This window comes from Heliomarina sp., assembly GCF_052826185.1.
Genome location: NZ_JBRBUI010000045.1, coordinates 699,612 through 719,907, shown reverse-complemented (window position 1 = coordinate 719,907; position 20,296 = coordinate 699,612). Strand labels below are relative to the sequence as shown.

Here is a 20,296-nt window from a genome sequence, read left to right as displayed (position 1 = left end):
ATGCGTTTCGCATTTGTGGCAAGAGATGACGGCCATCGGCTTCAGAAATCCCGGTTTTCATAGGCGTCCAGAGCGGCCTGCCGGCCCTCTTGAACACCGACCACCGGCTCTGGATAATCATCACCGGCTTGCATCGACCAGTGCCGGGGGATCGCGTCAAAGTAGGACAGCGCGGTTTCCGGCGGCTCGTCCTGCCCCTCGGCGATCCAGGCCTTGGCGTAAACCCCGTCGGGGTCGAACTTATCCAGCTGCGTCACCGGGTTGAAGATGCGGAAATAAGGCGAGGCATCCGGCCCGGAACCCGCCGCCCATTGCCACCCCATCGAGTTATTCGCCGGATCCCAGTCGATCAGGCAGTCCTCGAACCATTTTTGCCCGATCCGCCAATGACACATCAGGTTCTTGGTCAGATAGCTCGCCACGATCATCCGCGACCGGTTGTGCATACGCCCCGTTACGTAGAGCTCACGCATGCCCGCATCGACAAAAGGCACGCCGGTGCGCCCCTGTTTCCACGCCTTGACCTCGGCCAGACGCTCATCCTCCTGCCATGGGAAGCTGTCCCATTTCTCGCGCCAGTTATCCGTCAGGATGCGCGGCGTGTGATGCATCAGGTGATAGGCGAACTCGCGCCAGACCAGCTCCTTCTGAAAGGTTTCGGCCCCGGCCTTGCCATCCTCGCGCGCCCGTTCAGCCGCCGCCCAGCAGCGGTGTGGGCTGATCTCGCCCAGCGACAGGTTCTCGGACAGGCCCGAGGTTCCGTCCTCGCCCGGCAGATCGCGCCGTTTCGCATAATCCGCGACCCCGTCGCGCATGAAGTTGGCAAGCCGCGCAATCGCCGCCTCTTCGCCTAGCTGCACGTAGGGGCGCACGACATCAGCCCCGCGATCCATCGCCGCGCCAAGCTCCCAATCCTCCAGATCGTCGCTGTCAGGCCACTTGCCCGGCGCTGAAATATCCGACGGCGTCGAAAGCGGCGCATCCACATCGCGCCCCTTCACCGCGTTCCAATAGGGCGTATAGACCTTGTAAAAACTGCCCTCGCCGGTCTCAACCGTCCAGGGTTCGAACATCAGGTGCCCGCCAAAGGACTTTGCCTCGATCCCCGCCGCTTTCAGATCGGATTTCACCTCGGAATCCCGCTCAACTGCCCCCGGATCGTAAAGCCGCGACCAATAGACAGCGCCAGCGCCGGTTTCCTCGATCAGCGCCTGCAACTGGGTCAGCGCGCGGCCCCGGCGCAGGATCAGGCGCGAGCCCTTGTCGGACAGCGCCTTGCCGAAACACTCAAGCCCCAGACCAAGCCGCCATTTCGGCGCGGCGCCAAGCGCCTCGGCCTGATCGTCCAGAATGAACACCGGGATCACCGGCCGCCCGCTTTCGCAGGCCGCGTGCAGCGCCGGATGATCCGACAGACGCAGATCGCGCCGGAACCACAACAGTATCGGAGTATTTTCGCCCGTCATTCACCACTTCCCATTTTAACGGGATACGTAGTCCGCCGGAGCTTGGATCAAAGTAAATCGTCCAAGGCGTTCAAGAGTTTATCCATTTCACCTTGGGTTGTGTAATGGGTAAAGCTTAGCCGCAGAACGCCGGTTTCGGGGCTGACCCCGATGCCTTCGAGCACCCTGTGCGCGTAGAAATCGCTCGCGCCCGCGATGATGCCCCGCTCGGCCAGTGCCTTGGCCACCTTGACCGGGTCTTGCGTCAGCGCCAGCGCCACGGTCGGCGCACGCCCCTCGGCCCGGTCCGGCCCCAACAGGCGCACCGCATTGCGCGATTTCACCGCGTCGAGCAGCGGTTGCAGCAGCGTCGTTTCCTGCCCGCGCATCAGGTCATGCACGAACTGTCCCCGCTCCACCGCGTCACTGCCGGTAAACCCATGATGCGCGCCCAGCAGATCGATGTAATCCGCCATCCCTGCGCAGGCAGCGATCTGGGCATGATCGGGACCCGCCGGGGTGAATTTCTTGTAGATCGAGTCGCCGTTGAAATAATGCCCCTGGTTCGGCAGCAGCTCGGCCAGCGCCCGGCGCACCACCATCAACCCCTGATGCGGGCCGTAGGTTTTATAGGCCGAAAACAGGTAGATATCCGGCCCCAGCGCGTTCAGATCGGGAAACCCATGCGGCGCATAGGAAACGCCATCGACGCAGACAAAGGCCCCTGCCGCATGGGCCATCGCGGTGATCTCGGTCACCGGATTGATATGGGCCACGACGTTCGAGCAATGCGGGAAACAGACCAGCCGCACCTTTTCGTCGAGCAGATCCTCAAGGTCTTCAGGGTTCAGCAACCCGCTGTCTGGATCGACCCGCCATTCGCGGATCTCGATCCCCTCCTCCGCCAGACGCCGCCACGGTCCCGAATTGGCCTCGTGATCCTGATTGGTAACAATGATCGCCTCGCCCGGGCTCAGCCACTGGCGAAAGGCCTGCGCCAGCACATAGGTGTTCTGCGTGGTCGACGGCCCGAAACTCAGCTCGTCCTTCTCAACCCCCAAAAGCGCCGCCATCCGCGCGCGCGCCTCGTCCATTTCTTCGCCGCCAAGGCGGCTGGGGTCGGCATCGCCATAGGGCTGCATTTTGCGCTCGGTATAGAACCGCGTGAGGCGCTCGATCACCGGCGCGCAGGCATAGGATCCGCCCGCGTTCTCGAAATGCGCGAAAGCAGCAAGCTCGGGCTTGGAAAAAGCCGGAAACAGAGAGCGAACATAGTCGGAATCGAGTTTCATGCCGTAAGGGAAATACGAGTTTACCAAGGAAGGCAAGTATTTAGGCGCAAGCGCCTCTCGATTGCAGACCGCTTGGCGTCCCGCCCCTAGCGTCCGCCCAGACGCATGTTCAGACGCGGCTTGCCACTGGGAGTGATACCAATTCCGACAGGCCCGCCACCGGGCCGCACGGTCGCGCCGACGCCCTTGGGCCCAACGGTGATCGATCCGTCCTGATTGGCGGTGCGCACCTTGGGTCCGTTGCCGCCGACGGTCACCGAACTATGGGCGCCCTTCTTCTTTTTCTTCTTGTTGTTGTTGCCTTGCTTGCCCCGGTCTTGCGATCCGGCATCGGCAACCAAGACCGCCGCGCCCTCTCCCGACATGGCAGAAGAAGAAGCCATGCCGGGATCGGCGGAGTTAACAATCGCTACAGCTATGCTGCACAGAAAAATCAAACTCGGAACTGGGGCACGGGCCAAGCCGCTAGGGGGATAGGGGGGACTGATCGGCATGGCGTAACTCCGAAATAGATATTTCAGTTACTGCAACAGCGTGACAATCGTTACACTCAACTTATGATTGAAAAATACCGATCAGATCAACCCTTAAAGAACAATTAAAAAACGGTTGCGGCAAGTTTTTTGCCGCAACCGCACAATGCCTAAGCAAATTTCAGCTTACCGGGGTTCGCTGGCAAGCCCGCGATAGATCGCCCAGCACATCAACAGCAGAACGACCGTGAAAGGCAGTCCTGTCGAGATAACCATGGACTGAAGCGAACTCAGACCGCCCGCCGACAATAGCAGCACGATGGCCACGGCGCCTTCGAAGATGCACCAGAACACACGCTGCGGTACCGGCGCGTCGACCTTGCCACCCGCCGTGATCGTGTCGATCACCAGCGAACCGGAGTCCGACGAGGTCACGAAGAACACGATGACCAGCACGATCCCGATCAGCGAAGTGATCCCTGCAAGCGGCAACTGGTCCAGCATCTTGAAGAGTTGACGCGGCAGTTCGGCGTCCTGTGCGGCGGTGTAGCCGTCCTGCACGACCTGCTGGATCGCGACGCCACCAAAGACCGACATCCACAGCACGCAGACAAGGCTTGGGATCAGCAGCACGCAGATCACGAATTCACGCACCGACCGGCCCCGGCTGACGCGGGCGATGAACATGCCGACAAAGGGTGACCAGCTGATCCACCACGCCCAGTAAAACGAGGTCCAGCCCTGCATAAAGTTCACGTCCTCGCGTCCCACGGGGTTCGACAGCGCCGGCAGGTATTCCACATAGGCCAGCAGATAATCGCCAAACCCGGTCAGGATCGCTATGGTAGGCCCGGTGAACAGAACAAAGAGCAACAGCAGGAACGCCAGCCCCATGTTGATCTCCGACAGCACCTTTACCCCGCCATCAAGGCCGCGCAGCACCGAGATCAGCGCAATCGCGGTGATGCCGGAAATCAGGACCACTTCGACCGTGTTGTTGATCGGGATACCGAACAGCTCGTTCAGACCGGCATTGGCTTGTGTCGCACCGAAGCCGAGCGAGGTCGCAAGACCGAACAGCGTCGCAAAGACCGCCAGCGTGTCGATGGCGTGGCCCCACCAGCCCCAGACCCGGTCGCCGAGGATCGGGTAGAATGCCGAACGGATCGTAAGCGGAAGACCCTTGTTATAGGAAAACAGCGCCAGCGCCAGCGCAACGATGGCATAGATCGCCCAAGGGTGCAGACCCCAGTGAAAGATCGTCGCCGCCATGCCCAGACGCACCGCAGCCGCCTCGTCACCGGCTGCCGCACCCAGCGGTGCCCAGTCAGTCCGCGCGCCGCCTTCTGCCGCCGTGCCCCCCATCGAGGATGAGAAGTGGCTCATCGGTTCGGACACGCCGTAGAACATCAGACCGATGCCCATGCCCGCCGCGAAAAGCATCGCGAACCAGCCGATATAGGTGTAATCGGGCTTGGCATCGACGCCACCCAGCCGGACCGACCCAAGCGGGGTGACGATCAGGAACAGGCAGAACAGCACAAAGATGTTCGCCGCGCCAAGGAAGAACCAGTCAAAGCCCTTGGTCACGGCGCCAAACAGCCAGCTGAAGGCCTCGCCCGCCTGCTCCGGCAGGGCCAGCGTGTAAAAGACAAAGGCCACGATGGCGATGCCCGAGACCAGGAATACGGGGTTGTGAATGTCAAAACCGAACGGCCCCAGCTGGCCGTCGATATTATCCTGTCCGATCTCGTAATCGGTTTCGATCACGTCAGAGGCACCGCTTGGCTCCGGTATGCCCTGATCGCCAGAAGTGTCGGTCATATGCGATCTCCTTGTTGTTTGATGCCGCGCCTCCGGGGGCGGCTATTGTCGTTTCATCCGGTCCGCGCAGGACTTGCGCGGCTGATGGCACAGGTCAGTCGCGAACTACCATGACAGAAGCTGCGGCATGGGCCGCGATCTTGCCGCCGTTCGACGGCCAGATGTATTCCTTGATGCCGGGCACATGGCTGGCCATGACAACCAGATCGGCGTCGGTTTCTTTAACCGCCTTGAGCAGAATCGCATCCAGATCGATCGCCGGGTCGTTGACCACGACCGCCCGCGCCGAGGCATTGACGGAATTGCTCGCACCGAAATCGGCCGCAAAGGCATCAAGCTTCGTGCGATATTCTTCCGGGGTATGCGCGACCGAGCCCGGCGTATCCGCCGTCACCCCGACCATGATCACCTCGGCCCCGTAATGTTTTGCCAGATCGGCGCTGCATTGCAGCCCTTTCACCAGCTTTTCCTTATGTGCCAGGTCTACCGGCACCATGATTTTGGAAAACACGTCTGTCCCTCCTAACCCGCAGCGAGTCGGCCATTCTGGACGACAGGCTGTTTGTCAGCCCGACGCTAGCGGTATTGGTGTTGCTCGGGTCCGAACGGCGTATCCGTTCGATCACCACCCATGCGACACAATAGCCCAATAATTAGACAAATTGCAAACAACTGCGGCCATTTAACTGCAATGCGCGACACGCATGCCAGAGGGTACCTGAGGGGTCAGCACCCGATTTGCCCGATGCCAATGGCTCGAAATGCAAACGACGCGCCCCGGCCAGAGGCGCGTCGTTCTACGAATTTCGACTTCGGGTCAGGATCAGGCGTTGACGTCCACGACAACGCGCCCCTTGACCTTACCGGCAAGAATGTCGCTGCCCAATTCGGGCAGATCGGACAGGGTCGCGGGCTGGATCATCGCCTCGAGCTTGTCCATCGGCAGGTCAGACGCAATGCGCGACCAGGCCCGCAGCCGGTTGTCATAGGGCTGCATCACGCTGTCGATCCCAAGAAGGTTCACGCCGCGCAACAGGAACGGCACGACCGTCGCAGGCAACGCCGCGCCACCGGCCAGACCCACCGCCGCGACCGAAGCGCCGTATTTCATCTGGCCAAGCACTCGCGCCAGCATCGCGCCGCCCACCGCATCGACGCAGCCGGACCACATCTCGCTCTCGAGCGGGCGCTTGACGGTCTCGTTTATGTCCTCGCGGGCCACGATCTGCGTCGCGCCCAGCGATTTCAGGTAATCCGCGGTCTCGGGCCGCCCGGTCACACCGGCCACCTCGTAGCCGAGATTGCCAAGGATCGCCGTCGCGACCGACCCGACACCGCCCGCCGCGCCGGTGACCAGCACCGGACCATGGCCGGGTTCCAGCCCGTGATCTTCCAGAGCCATGACCGCCAGCATCGCGGTGAAACCGGCGGTGCCGACCGCCATCGCCTGTTTCGTATCCAGCCCCTCGGGCAGCGGCACCAGCCAGTCGGCCTTGACCCGCGCCTTTTGCGCATAGCCACCCCAATGAGCCTCGCCCACGCGCCAGCCGGTCAGCACGACCTTGTCGCCGGGCTTGTAGCGGTCATCGTCCGAGGCTTCGACCGTGCCCGCGAAATCAATGCCCGGTACATGCGGATAGCGCCGTACCAGACCGCCGCCCGGCCCGATGCACAGCCCGTCCTTGTAATTGACGGTGGAATATTCGACCGCGACGGTCACCTCTCCATCAGGCAGATCCTCCAGCGAGATCTGGCTTACCCCGGCACTGGTCTTGCCGGTTTCATCGTCCTTTTCCACCACGAGCGCATTGAACATCTCTAACTCCTGCTTGCTGGATTCACCGGCCAAGACGCCTCCTCGCGCCTTCGCCTCCTTGGTCAATTTGAACAGCTAACAGCCCCCCGGCCCCGCTGCAACGCGCTCAGAAATCTTCCGGCATCATAAACAGGTCGGTCACCGGCGCCTCCGACCCCGTCGCGGTCAGCATCGCGTGGACCTGTCCGCGGTGATGGGTCTGGTGGTTGAAAAAATGCGGCACCAAAACCGACATGGGCTGGGTATTCTCCCTGCCCGTCAGCCCCGAGAACCACGTCAGGTCGCCTGCCAGATCGACATTGTGCAGATGCGCCGCCCAGAGCGAGATGCGCCCGTCCAGCTGGAACCGCTCGGCACTCCACGCCGCGAGCGTGGGAAACCTGTCAAGCGCCTCTTTCGCGGTGCAGTCGGGCTTCTCGCCGCCGTCGAAACGCGACATCCAGATCTTATCGCCCCAGCACAGGTGGTTCAGCGTCCCAAGGATTGAGCCAAAGAATGCCTTGCGGTCGCGCGTCAGTTCCTTAAAGTCCAGCGCCCCGAGCATGGTTTCAAGCTGCTTGTTCTGCCAGCGATTGTAACGCGCGAAAGTCACGCAATACCGGGTATCGATCATCCCTGGTGCCCTCCGTCGAACCGGATGAAATATCGCGAAAAATATTGTCAGCTTTGGAAAACGCTTACAAATAAAAACGTTAACCGGACTGTGTTATGCTGCCTTGCAGAATATGTAACACCCGCATGACAATCACACCTTGTCTTACGGTGTGATCGGCTTAAACAAAATTGCATGATCGAAACTCTGAACATCATCGCGGCGATGCTGACCATCGGATTTGGCCTCGTCGGACTGATATCGCCCAATTACACCGCGTCGGTGCTTGATCTTACCCCGCGCGGCAGCACTATGGGCTATTCCGAGCTTCGCGCCTCGACGGGTGGCCTGTTTGTCGTGGCGGGGATCGCCGCGCTCTGGCTCTCTGCGCCGATCGCCTACGCGATGCTCGGTTTCGTCTATGCCGGGGCAGCGCTCGGGCGGCTCGTGTCGCTGCTTTTCGATCATCCGCCGGTGAAAAAGGTCATGGCCTATGGCGGTATCGAGGCGGCGCTCGCGCTCTGGCTGATCTGGGCCAATCTCAGCTTCTAGCCCGATGCTGCGCTGCGGCGGTGTACAGGAGGTGTACAGGTGCTGTACGGGTTGTGCATCGCGTACAGCCCGCTATTTCAATCATTTTTCCCACCGCGCGTTGCCCCCGACACAGATTGACGATTGAAACCGCGCGGCCCCCGTCCTATATGAGACCTGTCCTTCGGGACTATGGACATAAACGCGCTCGTAATAAGCGGATCGGACCCGGGGGCGGTACCCGGCGGCTCCACCAAACATCCTTCATTTGGGGATCATGGGGCCGAAACAGGATCGACGAACGTCTAAAGGGGTTAGCTTTGTCCCGGCTGTCTGCCACCGTTATCGGCGAAACAAGTACAATTGCAAATGACAATCGTGCTCCGGTCGCCGTTGCTGCGTAAGCAGTAACAAGACCGAAACTTAAGCCCTTGCGCCTAGCAGCGTAAGGCGGGGTTCGCAGGCGCCTGGCAACAGAAGCCTGCACTTTCCTCCGCCACGCTCCAGAAAGACACGGCAGGGATCGCTGGCAATTGCTCACCCCGCTACAGACCTGTAACAAGGCGTTTCGAACAGATTCTGCTTTTAACAACTGCCGCTATGCTACTGAAATCCCTATAGTTGAATTTCTCCACAGACCGGCCTTTCGTTTCTCTCAGAATCTTCTATGTTTGAGTTACTTTGTTCAGGACACGCTCAATGGCGCACGGAATAGACTATGGAAACCTGATGCACACCGCGATGCGCGGACTGATAAAAACAGTCCTCGCCAAGGTGGCAGAACTCGGCGAACTGCCCGGCCAGCATCATTTTTTCATAACCTTCGACACATCTCACCCGGATGCGGAACTGGCCGATTGGCTGGCCGACCGCTACCCCGGCGAAATGACGGTTGTCGTGCAGCACTGGTTCGACAATCTAGACGTGGGTGATGACGGATTCGCAGTAACGCTGAATTTCGGCAACCAGCCCGAACCGCTGTACATTCCCTATGATGCGATCAAGACGTTCGTCGATCCGTCGGTGGAATTCGGCCTGCGCTTTGAATCGCCCGAGGATGAGGAAATCGACGAGGCCGATCTTCCGCCCGAGCCGATCAATACCGATCATGCCCGTGAAAAACCTGAAGAATCCGAGAAATCGGATGCCGAGATCGTCTCGCTCGACAGCTTCCGCAAGCACTGAACTTCGGCGTTCTACTGCCGTTTGAGATGCGTGCTGACTGCCGGTTTGGCGTCTTCGCTGTTCAGCCTGCTGAATTCAAGATCAAGCCCGCCCTCGGCCAGCGACCTGTCGAACTGCTGGATTTCATAACCGCCATCTGCCGTCACATAGAGAGAAAACACGGTCAGCGTGTCGTCGACGATCCGTGCCCAGACATAGGGAAGCCCCTTCATCGGATCGAGCTGGACCTCGTGGCCAAAGACGTTCTTGGTCATCGCCGCCGCATAAACCCCGTCGCGGTCGCTCGGCTGGAACTCGATGTGATAGGATTTCTGCGTGGCCTTGTCGCTGCGAAACGTGGTCGAACTCCAGTCGATGGAAAAGCCTTCCTTGGTCTCGCGGATCGCAACACTCATGTCCCGGTCGACCAGGGAACCGTCATAGGTCTCCACCTCGGCCGAGCCGGAATAGTCGCCTACAAACGGGGTGATAGCCGATTCCGCCATCGCGGCAGTGGCAAGGAATGCGGTCGCGAAACTGGCCAGCAGGCTTACGGCAATCGGGCGCATGTCGGGGATCCTGTTCTGGAAAGCCATCATAATCTTTCAACATAGATAGATTATGCACCGGTACAATGCCTGCAGGGCGGCCATTCTCCTGTACCCGATCACGTCTTGGCCATATGGTCTGGCCAAGCTCAGCATTTGCGTCAGCGCCCTACCCCGGCTAAAGCGCAAGGCAAGACATGCAAGACGGAGAGAGAGATGTCCGATACCCGCACCGAAACCGACAGTTTTGGCCCGCTCGAAGTCCCGGCGGACAAGTACTGGGGTGCCCAGACCCAACGCTCGATCATGAATTTCCCGATCGGCTGGGAAAAACAGCCCGTACCGATTATCCGCGCCCTTGGCGTGGTGAAGAAAGCCTGCGCGATGGCGAACAAGGACTCCGGCGCACTTGATGCGAAACTGGCCGACGCGATCATCGCCGCCGCAGGCGAAGTCATCGAGGGCAAGTTCGACGACAACTTTCCGCTCGTCGTCTGGCAGACCGGTTCGGGCACCCAGTCGAACATGAACGCGAACGAGGTGATCTCGAACCGCGCGATTGAAATGCTGGGCGGCAAGATGGCTTCCAAGGACCCTGTCCACCCGAACGATCACTGCAACATGGGCCAATCCTCGAACGACACCTTCCCGACCGCCATGCACGTGGCCATCGGGATGCAGGCCCGTGACGTGCTGCTGCCGGGTCTGAAAAAACTGCACGAGGCACTGGTCGCGAAATCGGACTCCTTCAAGGACATCATCAAGATCGGCCGCACCCATACGCAGGATGCGACCCCGCTCACGCTCGGACAGGAATTTTCCGGCTACGCCCATCAGGTCGCCAAGGGGATCGAACGCATCGAAGCCTGCCTGCCCGACATCTATGAACTGGCGCAGGGCGGCACCGCCGTCGGCACCGGTCTGAATACGAAAAAGGGCTGGGGCGAAACCGTCGCCGCGAACATGGCCGAAATCACCGGCCTGCCCTTTGTCACCGCGCCCAACAAGTTCGAGGCGCTGGCCGCCCATGACGCGATGGTCATGTTCTCGGGCGCGCTCAAGACGGTCGCGGCAAGCCTCTTCAAGATCGCCAACGACATCCGCCTGCTGGGCTCCGGCCCGCGTTCCGGTCTGGGCGAGCTGATCCTGCCCGAGAATGAGCCCGGCTCCTCGATCATGCCCGGCAAGGTCAACCCGACACAGGCCGAGGCGCTGACCATGGTATGTGCCCATGTGATGGGCAATGACGCGGCTGTCGGCATGGCGGGCTCGCAAGGTCACTTCGAACTCAACGTCTACAACCCGATGATGAGCTATAACGTGCTGCAATCCATGCAACTTCTGGGCGACAGCGCCTCGGCCTTCACCGACAACATGGTGGTCGGCATCGAAGCGAACGAGGCCCGCATTGAAAAGCTGATGAAGGAATCGCTGATGCTGGTCACGGCACTGGCCCCCACCATCGGCTATGACAATGCCACCAAGGTCGCCAAGACCGCGCATAAGAACGGCACGACCCTGCGCGAAGAAGCCATCGCGCTTGGCTTCGTGGACGAGGAAACCTTTGACCGCGTTGTCCGCCCCGAGGACATGATCGGTCCCAAGGACTGATCCCGGTCACATGACACATCACGGGCGGCCTCTTTGGCCGCCCGTTTTGATTCCTGCCCGCGCTTTCACCCGCGCATTCGTGATCCAGCCGGGTTTGGCAATCCGCATCGCTTGCGCCAGATTATGCCCATGATCACAAGACGCTCGCTCCTCGCCGCCTCGACGGCCATGCTCGCCACCGGCGCCCTGACGGGCCGTGCGCGGGCGCAATCCCTTTCCGATCTCGAAACCGCTGGCGACAGGTTCGACCAGTTGCATTCACTGCAGGTGATGCAAGGCGATAAGATCCTCTTTGAACGCGCCTTTCGCGGCCCCGGGCTGGACCGGCTCGCCAATATCAAGAGCTGCTCCAAGAGCATCGTGGCCTTGCTGTTGGGCAATGCCATCGACAAAGGCGCGGTGACGGGTGTCGAGGCGACATTGGGTGAGGTCGCGGCCGCGCTGATCCCTGCCGGGGCCGACCCGCGCGTGGCCGATATCACGCTCGAAGACCTCGTGACCCTGCGCGCCGGGCTGGAACGCACCTCGGGCGGGAATTACGGCGAATGGGTTTCTTCGCGGAACTGGGTGGCCAATGCCCTGTCCCGCCCCATGGTGGCCCGGCCCGGTGGGCGGATGCTCTATTCCACAGGATCAACCCATGTGCTGGGCGCGGCGCTGGCGGAGGCCACTGGCGACAGCCTGCTCGCACAGGCACGCGCGGCACTGGGCCGCCCGCTAGGCATCGACATCCCGCCCTGGACCCGAGATCCGCAGGGCTACTATCTCGGCGGCAACGAAATGGCGCTGACGCCGCGCGCGATGCTGCGCATCGCGCAGGTCATGCGCGACGGTGGCCGATACAACGGGGCGCAGGTCATCCCGAAAAGCTGGATACAGACCAGCCTGCGGGCGCGCACCCGCTCGCCCTTCTCTGGCATGGGATACGGCTATGGCTGGTTCCTCACCGACACGGGCTATGTACTGGCGCGCGGCTATGGCGGGCAGGTGATTGCCGCCCATCCGGACCGTGGGCTTGCGGTCGCGCTGACGTCCGATCCGCTGCGCCCTGCCCGTTCCGGCGGATATTTCGGCGATATCGAGGCCCTGCTGAACGGGCCGATCCTTGCTCTTGCATAAAAGCGCTGGCAGAGTGAGCGCATGAGCAACGTCGTCAACCTCAACCAGTTCCGCAAGACCAAGGCCCGCAAGGAACAGAAACAGCGGGCGGAAGAAAATGTGGCAAAGCACGGCCGGACCAAGGCTGAGCGGCAGGCCGAGGCCGATGCCGCCGAACGTGCGACGCGGCTGCTCGAAGACCACCGGCGGGAAACGGACGAAAGCGCCGAGGAATGAACAACCGCCCGGTCAAGCGCTCGCTGACCCTGAAAGGACACCGCACCAGCGTCTCGCTAGAAGATGATTTCTGGTCCGCCTTCCGCGAAATTGCCGCCGCCGAGGACAAGCCGATCAACCTGCTGGCCGCCGAGATCGATGCCGAACGCGGGGTCGACTGCGGGCTGGCCTCGGCGATCCGGCTGTATGTGCTGCGTCACTTCCGGAGCCGCGCTTAACCCGATCTTTACGGGGACGTGCCACCACGGAGGGATGAGCGAGACTTTGATTCAAATCGATGCGGATCGCTGGATTCTCCAGTTGTTCAGCTCGCAGACCGCCTGCGAGGGCGGCGTGGTACGGCGACGCACGCGGGATGTGAAACGCTTCGTCGGGCTGGACCGGCTGCGCCACGAAATCGACCGGCGCGGATATCGGGCGGTCGAAAACGGCGGCCATATCGTGATCTTCTGCAATACCGAGCCGATCACCCGGCTCTGACCCATAGGAGGTCCAAATTTCTGACCCAGAAATTTGCCAAGAAAATCCTATTTTCTTGGGTCCGCCCCGCGCCGCGTCAGGCTCAGCCGGATCCCATCGCGCGCCCGCACCGTCAGATGCGCCACTGGCACGGGCTGGTCTTCCGCAACGACCTCGAAATGAAACTCCCGCACCAGTATCGACAGGATCAGCGGGCCTTCCATCATCGCGAACCCGGCGCCCGGGCAAACCCTTGCCCCGGCCGAAAAGGGAATAAAGGCCTCGCGCTGGCACTGCCGTCCGTTCTCCCCGTGCCAGCGCGCCGGATCGAACCCGTCGGGGTTGTCCCACAGCCGCTCGTGCCGGTGCAGGTGCCACGGGCTGAGCACGATCTGCGCGCCGGTCGGTATGTCGCGCCCGCGCATCTCATGCGGACAGGATGCCTCGCGCACCATCATCGGCACCGGCGGGTACAGACGCAGCGCCTCGCGGAACACGTCCCGCGACAGCCTGAGCGCATTGATCGCGGCGAAACCTTCGCCCATGCCCGCAGCCTCTTGTGCCACCCGCTCCTGCCAGTCGGGATAAAGCGCGAGCAGATAGAGCGACCAGGCAAGCGCCGAGGCGCTGGTTTCATGCCCGGCGAGGAAAAAGATTGCAACCTGACCGACCATTTCCTCGCGTGAGAAGCACTGCCCGGTGTCCGGGTCGGGCGTGGTCATGATCTTGGTCGCAAGGTCATCGGGGGCACGGCCCTCGCGGATTTCGGCCTCGCGTGCAGCCACCAGCGCGGCGATCAGCGCCCGTATTTCTCGCGCGGACTGCCGTGTGGCTCGGCGATGCAGGCGCGGCACCCAAGTCGGCAGCGGCACAAAAGCCGCGAGGTTCAAAATAGGCTGGCTGCGCTGGTAGGCGCGAAAACGATCGAATACCTGCGCGGCGACCTCGTGGTCGATAGGGATCGAGAAAAGCGTCCGAAAGATCACATCCGCCGCCGCATGGCTGGTGACCGCCTCGATCTCGGTCTCGCCCGGTTGCAGACGTGCGACTGCCGCCCGCGCCGCATCTTGCATCGCCGGAAAGGTATCGCGCAGCCTGCCGCCTTCAAAGGCCGGATCAATAATGCGCCGCTGCCGCTTCCATGTCTCACCATTGCTCAGGAAAACTGAATTGCCAAGCAAGGGCCGCAGTCCTTCTCCGATCCTATCGGATTTCGGAAAATCCCCGGGCCTTTCTTTCAAAACCAGCCGTACTAGTTCCGGCTGGTTCACCAGATACGACCGGAAAAACGGCGTGCGGAATTCGGCCATCCAGGCGCGGTAGAGCTTTGCCGGTTGCGCCGAGAGGATGTCGCGCCGGAACAGGCGCAGATAGCGCCAGAGCGAAACCTTGTCGGCACGCGAGGCGGGTTTCGGCGGCATCATGGACCGGACACCGATCGATAGCCCGAGACCGGCGTTTCGATGCGCGAGGCCGAAGGCGCGCGCCCGGCGAACCGCGTCGCCAGTCGCTGCGGACCGGCGGTGATGCGGAAGTAATCATAGTCCCCCGGACGGTCGAAGGCGCAGAGATACTGGAAGTGCAGCCGAAAGAACCGCCAGCGCAGCTCTCTCCATCTCTCGGGGCTGAGCGTCTGGGTGAAAGCGGCTGAAATCACCAGCGGTCCGCGTCTGCCGGGTGGCGCCACCCCGCTCACCGCCACCGGGTCGCACAAGGCAAAGGCGCAGCCATCGCCGGGGGCCGTCACATCCACCCATGTCACCCGTTCCGAGGCCGAAAGATCGCGGAGATCCCGGCGCAGCCGGTCTGCGGCGGGCAGGAAAGACATCATCGGCACCACATGCCCAAGCGACAGGAAGGACAGCGCCGGGCCGTTGTACGGCACGCGGCCCGCGCGCAAGAGGTCCGCAAGGATCGACACCGCCAGATGCGCGCCGGAGGAATGGCCGACAACCAGAACCTCCTCTGCCCCGCCCTGCAACGCCTCTGCGATGGTATTCCCCATTTCCGCAATGCGCTCTTCCAGCTCGGCCGGATTGGCACCGTGCCAGCGTGCTGAAAACGCATAGTCGTGCATGAGGTAATAGGCGAAATACCGGCCATCGCGTTTCTTGAACCAGCGCAGGATCAGCCGCGCCACCAGCAACGCGGGCAATGCGGCCAGCACTCCGGCGTAAGGGGCAATCAGATAAAACACCCCCAGCCCCGTCAGCACGGCCACCAGCGCCTGTACCAGCAGAAAGCCAACCGGGTAGAGCGCCGCGATCACCGGTCCCTTGCGCAGTCGCATCATCCGCCACAAAGCACCGGTCGAAATATAAATCCATGCCGTGCGCGCCAGTTGCAGATAGGTGCCGGGTATCGACCCGGTCATGCTGTCGCGCACGATGTCCGACCAGACCAGCACCTCGACATCGGCACTAACCGCCGCGCCCTCGATATTCGCCGCGACGTGCCAGCCATAGGCACCGCCCATCTGCTTGGGGCTCAGGGACAGCTCATAACCGGAAATCGCCGCCTGCGCCGCGCCTTCCTTTCGGTAAAGCTCGCGGTAGCGGCGCGGGTGGATCGGGTCGTAACCGGGGATGTAGAATACATGCCGATGCCGCACCTGATCCGCGCCGCAAATAGACTGCTCGGGCGTCACCTGTTCTTCGGCCATTCTGTCCCCATCTTACTGCCCTAAAGCTTAACGGGGAATTTCCCCGAGCGTAAGACGTCAGCCCAGTGTCGCAAGCGAGGGGAAGGTTTCGAGCAACCACCATGAGAACATGCTGAATGCTCCGGTCACCAGCGCCAGCCCGACAAGGAGCAGAAGACCGCCCATCACCTTTTCGATCAGGCCCATGTGACGTTTCAGCCGGTTCATCACCACCATGGAGCGGGTCAGGAACATCGCCGCCAGCAGGAAAGGAATGCCAAGCCCGGCCGCATAGATACCCAAAAGCACCGTTCCCCGCGTCAGAGAGGCCTCTGAAGCGGCGAGAGACAGGATCGCGCCAAGCTGCGGGCCGATGCAGGGGGTCCAGCCAAAGGCAAAGGCCAAGCCGAGGATATAGGCGCCGAACGACGACCCGCCCGCGTCCCCCGCATCCATGCGGGCCTCGCGGTCGAGGAAAGGAATGCGAAAGACGTTCAGGAAATGCAGGCCAAAGATGATGACCACGACACCGGAGATCCGCGCGAACAGCTCCTGGTTCTTCAGGAAGAACGCCCCAAAGGCCGAGGCTGTGAAGCCGAGCAGCAGGAACACCGTGCTGAGGCCCAGAACAAAGAACAGCGCCGCGATGATCGCCTTGCGCCGCCCGGCCCGGTCATCCTGCATATCGTTCAGCGTCACGCCGCTCATATAGGCAAGATACGGCGGAACGATCGGCAGCACGCAGGGCGACAGAAAGCTGATGATACCGGCGACGAGTGCCACGATCATCGCGGGCGCAAGGCCGGCATCTATGATTTCAATTCCGAACATATACATCGTCTTAGGGCATTCACCCGACCGGGTCACGCCCCCTACCCATGGCAGATGGTCACATCCCTGTGGACAGGCTGAAACATCGCGATTATCCCGAAGGCATGACTGAGATCGCCGATACGCTGGACGCCAACGGGCTGCTTTGCCCCCTGCCCGTCCTTAAGGCCCGCAAGCGCCTGCAACCGCTGGCGCCGGGTGCCGTTCTGAAAGTGCTAGCCGACGATCCGGCCGCGATCATCGACATGCCGCATTTCTGCGCCGAGGCCGGTCACGCGCTGATCTCGCAAGAGGAGCAGGACGGTCAGCAGATCTACCTCATCCGCAAGGGCGGTTAGGAACCCTGGAAGACTGACGAACAACAGCGGCAAAGAAAAACCCCGGCACATCGGCCGGGGTTTTCCGTTTTTCAGAACTGTGGCCCGGGTCAGCTGCCCAGCGACCACCAGCCGCGCCGCTTGGGCTTGTTAGGCTCATCCTTTTCCGGCTCGGAATCGCCGTTGGCAGTAACCGGTTCCGGCTCTTTGGACGTCTCGGCCACAGGGGCCGGGCTGGCCGTCTTGGTCTCGGGCGCAGCAGCAGGCTCTGGCACGGTCTCCGTCTCTGGGGCCGCCTCGACCGCCGGCTCGGGTTTTTCTTCGGCAACCGGCTTGGGTTGTTGCTCTGGCGCAGGCGCTTCCGGCACGGCAGGGGTTTCCGCCACTGGCTCTGCCGCTGGGGTCTCCGCTACAGGTTGCGCCGCCGCTTCTTCCGCCGCCGGCGCTTCGGCCTCAACAGGTGCCGCTTTCTTGCGGGACCGGCTGCGCTTGGGCTTGGGCTTTTCCTGAAGCGCTTCGGCTTCGGTCACGTCTTCCGAAACGCTTGCATCCGCGCTGGCGGTTTCCTCGGCGGCCGTCTCCGCTTCCTTCGGCTTGGAGCGGGATCTGGACCGGCTGCGCGACCGCGTTTTCGGCTTGGGCTTATCCTCGGTCGCGGTCTCGGCTTCGGCGTCAGCTTCGGCGGTTTCTACGCTCGCCGCTGCCGTGGCTTCAGCCATTGCAGGCTCGGGCTTATTTTCCTCACCGGACTGCTCGTCGGACTTGTCGCCCTCGGAGTCGCCATTGTCGTTCGATTGGTCCTGCCCGTTCGAATCGCCGTTCGACTTGCCGCCACGCCGCCGCCGACGACGACGCTTGCGCTTGGGCTTGTTCTCACCGTCCCCGTTATCCGACGGCGTGCTGTCCGCAGACCCGGATCCAGTATCCTCGTCTTCGCTCTCGCTTACCTCCTCGTCCGCGTCGATCTGGTCCATGATCGAGGTATCGACCGAAACCACCGGCGCCGCGACCGGGATTGCGCGGGTCGCCGTCTTGAACTTTTCAAGCGAGAAATCGGGGCTGACCAGATGCGGGTCGCCTTCGATACGCACGGACAAGCCGTAGCGCGCCTCGATCTGGGCGATGTGTTCGCGCTTCTGGTTCATCAGGAAATTCGCGATACCGACCGGGCACTTCACCAGCACCTCGCGCGAGCGGCGACGCACGCCTTCTTCCTCGATCTGGCGCAGGATCGACAGCGCCATGTTGTCGTCCGAGCGGATCAGGCCGGTGCCGTGGCAGGCCGGGCAAGGCTGGGTCGTCGCCTCGATCATGCCGGGACGCAGACGCTGACGGCTCATCTCCATCAGGCCGAAACCGCTGATCCGGCCCACCTGAATGCGGGCGCGGTCGGTCTTCAGCTTGTCCTTCATCTTCTTTTCGACGGCGGCGTTGTTCTTGCGCTCGTCCATGTCGATAAAGTCGATGACGATCAGACCGGCAAGGTCGCGCAGGCGCAGCTGGCGGGCGACCTCTTCGGCGGCTTCAAGGTTGGTCTTGAGCGCAGTTTCCTCGATCGAGCCTTCCTTGGTGGCGCGGCCCGAGTTCACGTCGATGGCAACAAGCGCTTCGGTCACGCCAATCACGATGTAACCACCGGATTTCAGCTGTACGGTCGGGTTGAACATCCCACCCAGATAGCTTTCGACCTGGTAGCGCGCGAAAAGCGGCATCTGCTCGTTATAGAGCTTCACGTTCTTCGCGTGGGACGGCATGATCATCTTCATGAAGTCCTTGGCGATGCGATAGCCGCGCTCGCCCTCGACGAACACCTCGTCGATGTCGCGGTTATAGAGATCGCGGATCGACCGCTTGATCAGGTCACCCTCTTCGTAGATCCGGGCCGGCGCGATGGATTTCAGCGTCAGCTCGCGGATCTGCTCCCAGAGCCGTTGCAGGTATTCATAGTCGCGCTTGATCTCGGCCTTGGTCCGCTTGGCACCGGCGGTGCGCACGATCAGGCCCGCGCCGGTTGGCACGTCGATCTCGGCGGCGATTTCCTTGAGCTTTTTACGGTCGGCAGCATTGGTGATCTTGCGCGAAATGCCACCGCCACGGGCGGTGTTCGGCATCAGCACGCAGTACCGGCCTGCAAGCGAGAGATAGGTCGTCAGCGCCGCGCCCTTGTTGCCGCGCTCTTCCTTGACGACCTGAACCAGCAGCACCTGCCGGACCTTGATGACTTCCTGGATCTTGTAGCGACGCGGACGCGGTTTGCGCACCGGGCGAAGATCTTCGGCGTCATCCTCTTCGGCAACGGATTCGATGGTGTCGTCCTTGTCCGCCGCGTCTGCGCCGTCCTCGTCATCGCCATCGTCATGCTGATCGTCGTCCTGATCAGAGTCGTCATGATCCGTATCGGGCTGATCACTGTCTTCGGGTTCTTCGACCGGCGTTTCGGCGACGCGTTCCATCGGCGAGGACCCTTCGGGCACCTCGCCCGCGGCATCCACCGCTTCCGCCATGTCATCGCTCAGGTCGATGGTCTCCATCCCGCTGATTTCGCCCTCGACCTCTTTGGTCTCAACGGCATCCTTCGGGGTGGTTTCCTCGCTTTTGGAGCGCGAACGCGAACGGGATTTTCTTGACTTGGGCTTTGCGGCCTCGGCCTCGTCCTTGGCGCGCTGTGCCTCGGCATAGGCGCGTTCTTCCTCCATCAGGGCCTGACGGTCGGCGACGGGGATCTGGTAATAGTCCGGATGAATCTCGGAAAAGGCGAGGAAACCGTGCCGGTTACCGCCGTAATCGACAAAGGCCGCCTGAAGCGACGGTTCGACCCGTGTTACCTTTGCGAGGTATATGTTGCCAGCAAGCTGGCGTTTGTTTTCGGATTCAAAGTCGAACTCCTCAACCTTGTTTCCGTCGACCACCACAACGCGGGTTTCTTCCGCGTGGGTGGCATCGATAAGCATTTTCTTGGCCATGTGTCCTTGATGCACGACCGCAACCGCGCCCGACCTGGCGGACGAGCGCGTTTGGGGTGGTGTCTTGAAAGGGCGATTTTGGACGCGGCGCGGCAGGGTCTGGCGCCTGGCCTACCCGACTGATTGATCAGTGCTCGCTCGCGCGTCATCGCGGTTCTTCTCCGACAGGCCGGGATGTCCCGTTACCTGCCCATTCTTTCCTTCGCCGCTTTACTTGCAACGAAGGTACTCCACTGATCCTTGGAAGGATCAAATCAGCCTGCCGGGAAACTGGAGGGATTTTTGTCCAGCACCGCTTCCCAAGCAGCGAAACTCTCTCCGGTCCGGCGTGGAAACGCGCGAAACCGTTTGTCTACTTAATGCCATGACGCGGTGAAAGACAATGGTCAACTTGGTTAAGCGACCGCAAATACGGAAACACGCCTCTTGGTTGAGCAACGCCCCGCGCCCCAAC

At 61.7% G+C, this 20,296-nt stretch carries 20 protein-coding genes and 1 other RNA gene; 9 read left to right on the top strand and 12 right to left on the bottom strand.

Annotated elements, in window-relative coordinates; translation table 11 throughout:
- Positions 1 to 41: 41 nt before the first annotated feature.
- The 7 genes from ACU0FH_RS15725 to ACU0FH_RS15695 form a co-directional block, all read right to left on the bottom strand.
- Positions 42 to 1,466, bottom strand: a complete 1,425-nt coding sequence (locus tag ACU0FH_RS15725; RefSeq protein WP_446195587.1) for a cryptochrome/photolyase family protein — start codon at positions 1,464 to 1,466, stop codon at positions 42 to 44.
- Between the two features lie 47 nt (positions 1,467 to 1,513).
- Positions 1,514 to 2,737, bottom strand: coding sequence for an aminotransferase class V-fold PLP-dependent enzyme (locus ACU0FH_RS15720; RefSeq protein WP_446195586.1), 1,224 nt, complete (start codon positions 2,735 to 2,737; stop codon positions 1,514 to 1,516).
- Between the two features lie 86 nt (positions 2,738 to 2,823).
- Complete coding sequence (locus ACU0FH_RS15715; protein ID WP_446195585.1) at positions 2,824 to 3,120, bottom strand: hypothetical protein; 297 nt, start codon at positions 3,118 to 3,120, stop codon at positions 2,824 to 2,826.
- Positions 3,121 to 3,396: 276 nt separating this feature from the next.
- The gene (locus tag ACU0FH_RS15710) at positions 3,397 to 5,034 is read right to left on the bottom strand and encodes a BCCT family transporter (protein ID WP_446195584.1); all 1,638 of its coding nucleotides are present in this window, start codon (positions 5,032 to 5,034) and stop codon (positions 3,397 to 3,399) included.
- Between the two features lie 94 nt (positions 5,035 to 5,128).
- On the bottom strand, positions 5,129 to 5,545 hold the full coding sequence (locus ACU0FH_RS15705; protein ID WP_238368886.1) for a universal stress protein: 417 nt from the start codon (positions 5,543 to 5,545) through the stop codon (positions 5,129 to 5,131).
- 312 nt (positions 5,546 to 5,857) lie between these two features.
- Positions 5,858 to 6,850 carry an acryloyl-CoA reductase gene (acuI, locus tag ACU0FH_RS15700; protein WP_446195583.1) on the bottom strand — a complete coding sequence of 331 codons (993 nt, stop codon included), beginning with the start codon at positions 6,848 to 6,850 and terminating at the stop codon, positions 5,858 to 5,860.
- Positions 6,851 to 6,956: 106 nt separating this feature from the next.
- Positions 6,957 to 7,463, bottom strand: a complete 507-nt coding sequence (locus ACU0FH_RS15695; RefSeq protein ID WP_446195582.1) for a DinB family protein — start codon at positions 7,461 to 7,463, stop codon at positions 6,957 to 6,959.
- Positions 7,464 to 7,637: 174 nt separating this feature from the next.
- Here ACU0FH_RS15695 and ACU0FH_RS15690 point away from each other — a divergent pair, with 174 nt between their 5' ends.
- The 3 genes from ACU0FH_RS15690 (at position 7,638) to ACU0FH_RS15680 (ending at position 9,158) form a co-directional block, all read left to right on the top strand.
- Positions 7,638 to 7,994: a DUF4345 family protein gene (locus tag ACU0FH_RS15690; protein WP_446195581.1), complete on the top strand. Its 357-nt coding sequence runs from the start codon at positions 7,638 to 7,640 to the stop codon at positions 7,992 to 7,994.
- A gap of 119 nt (positions 7,995 to 8,113) precedes the next feature.
- Positions 8,114 to 8,461, top strand: a transfer-messenger RNA (tmRNA) gene (ssrA, locus tag ACU0FH_RS15685).
- Between the two features lie 211 nt (positions 8,462 to 8,672).
- Positions 8,673 to 9,158: an SspB family protein gene (locus ACU0FH_RS15680; protein WP_446195580.1), complete on the top strand. Its 486-nt coding sequence runs from the start codon at positions 8,673 to 8,675 to the stop codon at positions 9,156 to 9,158.
- 11 nt (positions 9,159 to 9,169) lie between these two features.
- Here the strand turns inward: ACU0FH_RS15680 and ACU0FH_RS15675 are convergent, their stop codons facing one another.
- Positions 9,170 to 9,706 carry a hypothetical protein gene (locus tag ACU0FH_RS15675; RefSeq protein WP_238368903.1) on the bottom strand — a complete coding sequence of 179 codons (537 nt, stop codon included), beginning with the start codon at positions 9,704 to 9,706 and terminating at the stop codon, positions 9,170 to 9,172.
- A 195-nt stretch (positions 9,707 to 9,901) separates the two neighbouring features.
- Between ACU0FH_RS15675 and fumC the strand changes: the two genes are divergently transcribed.
- From fumC to ACU0FH_RS15650, 5 genes are all read left to right on the top strand, one after another.
- Positions 9,902 to 11,296, top strand: coding sequence for a class II fumarate hydratase (gene fumC, locus ACU0FH_RS15670; RefSeq protein WP_446195579.1), 1,395 nt, complete (start codon positions 9,902 to 9,904; stop codon positions 11,294 to 11,296).
- Positions 11,297 to 11,425: 129 nt separating this feature from the next.
- The gene (locus ACU0FH_RS15665; protein ID WP_446195578.1) at positions 11,426 to 12,415 is read left to right on the top strand and encodes a serine hydrolase domain-containing protein; all 990 of its coding nucleotides are present in this window, start codon (positions 11,426 to 11,428) and stop codon (positions 12,413 to 12,415) included.
- Positions 12,416 to 12,436: 21 nt separating this feature from the next.
- On the top strand, positions 12,437 to 12,631 hold the full coding sequence (locus tag ACU0FH_RS15660) for a DUF4169 family protein (RefSeq protein WP_446195577.1): 195 nt from the start codon (positions 12,437 to 12,439) through the stop codon (positions 12,629 to 12,631).
- Positions 12,628 to 12,849, top strand: coding sequence for a ribbon-helix-helix domain-containing protein (locus tag ACU0FH_RS15655; RefSeq protein ID WP_088634961.1), 222 nt, complete (start codon positions 12,628 to 12,630; stop codon positions 12,847 to 12,849). Before ACU0FH_RS15660 ends, ACU0FH_RS15655 begins: the two co-directional genes overlap by 4 nt.
- A 34-nt stretch (positions 12,850 to 12,883) precedes the next feature.
- Positions 12,884 to 13,111: an N-(5'-phosphoribosyl)anthranilate isomerase gene (locus ACU0FH_RS15650; RefSeq protein ID WP_088634962.1), complete on the top strand. Its 228-nt coding sequence runs from the start codon at positions 12,884 to 12,886 to the stop codon at positions 13,109 to 13,111.
- A 47-nt stretch (positions 13,112 to 13,158) separates the two neighbouring features.
- Here the strand turns inward: ACU0FH_RS15650 and ACU0FH_RS15645 are convergent, their stop codons facing one another.
- From ACU0FH_RS15645 to ACU0FH_RS15635, 3 genes are read right to left on the bottom strand one after another with little or no spacing between them, the layout of a single operon-like run.
- The gene (locus ACU0FH_RS15645; RefSeq protein WP_446195576.1) at positions 13,159 to 14,514 is read right to left on the bottom strand and encodes a cytochrome P450; all 1,356 of its coding nucleotides are present in this window, start codon (positions 14,512 to 14,514) and stop codon (positions 13,159 to 13,161) included.
- Positions 14,511 to 15,752: a hypothetical protein gene (locus tag ACU0FH_RS15640; protein ID WP_446195575.1), complete on the bottom strand. Its 1,242-nt coding sequence runs from the start codon at positions 15,750 to 15,752 to the stop codon at positions 14,511 to 14,513. The genes ACU0FH_RS15645 and ACU0FH_RS15640 overlap by 4 nt, the downstream gene beginning before the upstream one ends.
- A 57-nt stretch (positions 15,753 to 15,809) precedes the next feature.
- Positions 15,810 to 16,562: a cytochrome c biogenesis CcdA family protein gene (locus tag ACU0FH_RS15635; RefSeq protein ID WP_446195574.1), complete on the bottom strand. Its 753-nt coding sequence runs from the start codon at positions 16,560 to 16,562 to the stop codon at positions 15,810 to 15,812.
- Positions 16,563 to 16,666: 104 nt separating this feature from the next.
- Here ACU0FH_RS15635 and ACU0FH_RS15630 point away from each other — a divergent pair, with 104 nt between their 5' ends.
- On the top strand, positions 16,667 to 16,900 hold the full coding sequence (locus ACU0FH_RS15630; RefSeq protein WP_238369525.1) for a sulfurtransferase TusA family protein: 234 nt from the start codon (positions 16,667 to 16,669) through the stop codon (positions 16,898 to 16,900).
- Between the two features lie 89 nt (positions 16,901 to 16,989).
- Here ACU0FH_RS15630 and ACU0FH_RS15625 read toward each other — a convergent pair whose 3' ends face one another.
- Positions 16,990 to 19,842, bottom strand: a complete 2,853-nt coding sequence (locus ACU0FH_RS15625) for an Rne/Rng family ribonuclease (RefSeq protein WP_446195573.1) — start codon at positions 19,840 to 19,842, stop codon at positions 16,990 to 16,992.
- Between the last annotated feature and the right edge of the window lie 454 nt (positions 19,843 to 20,296).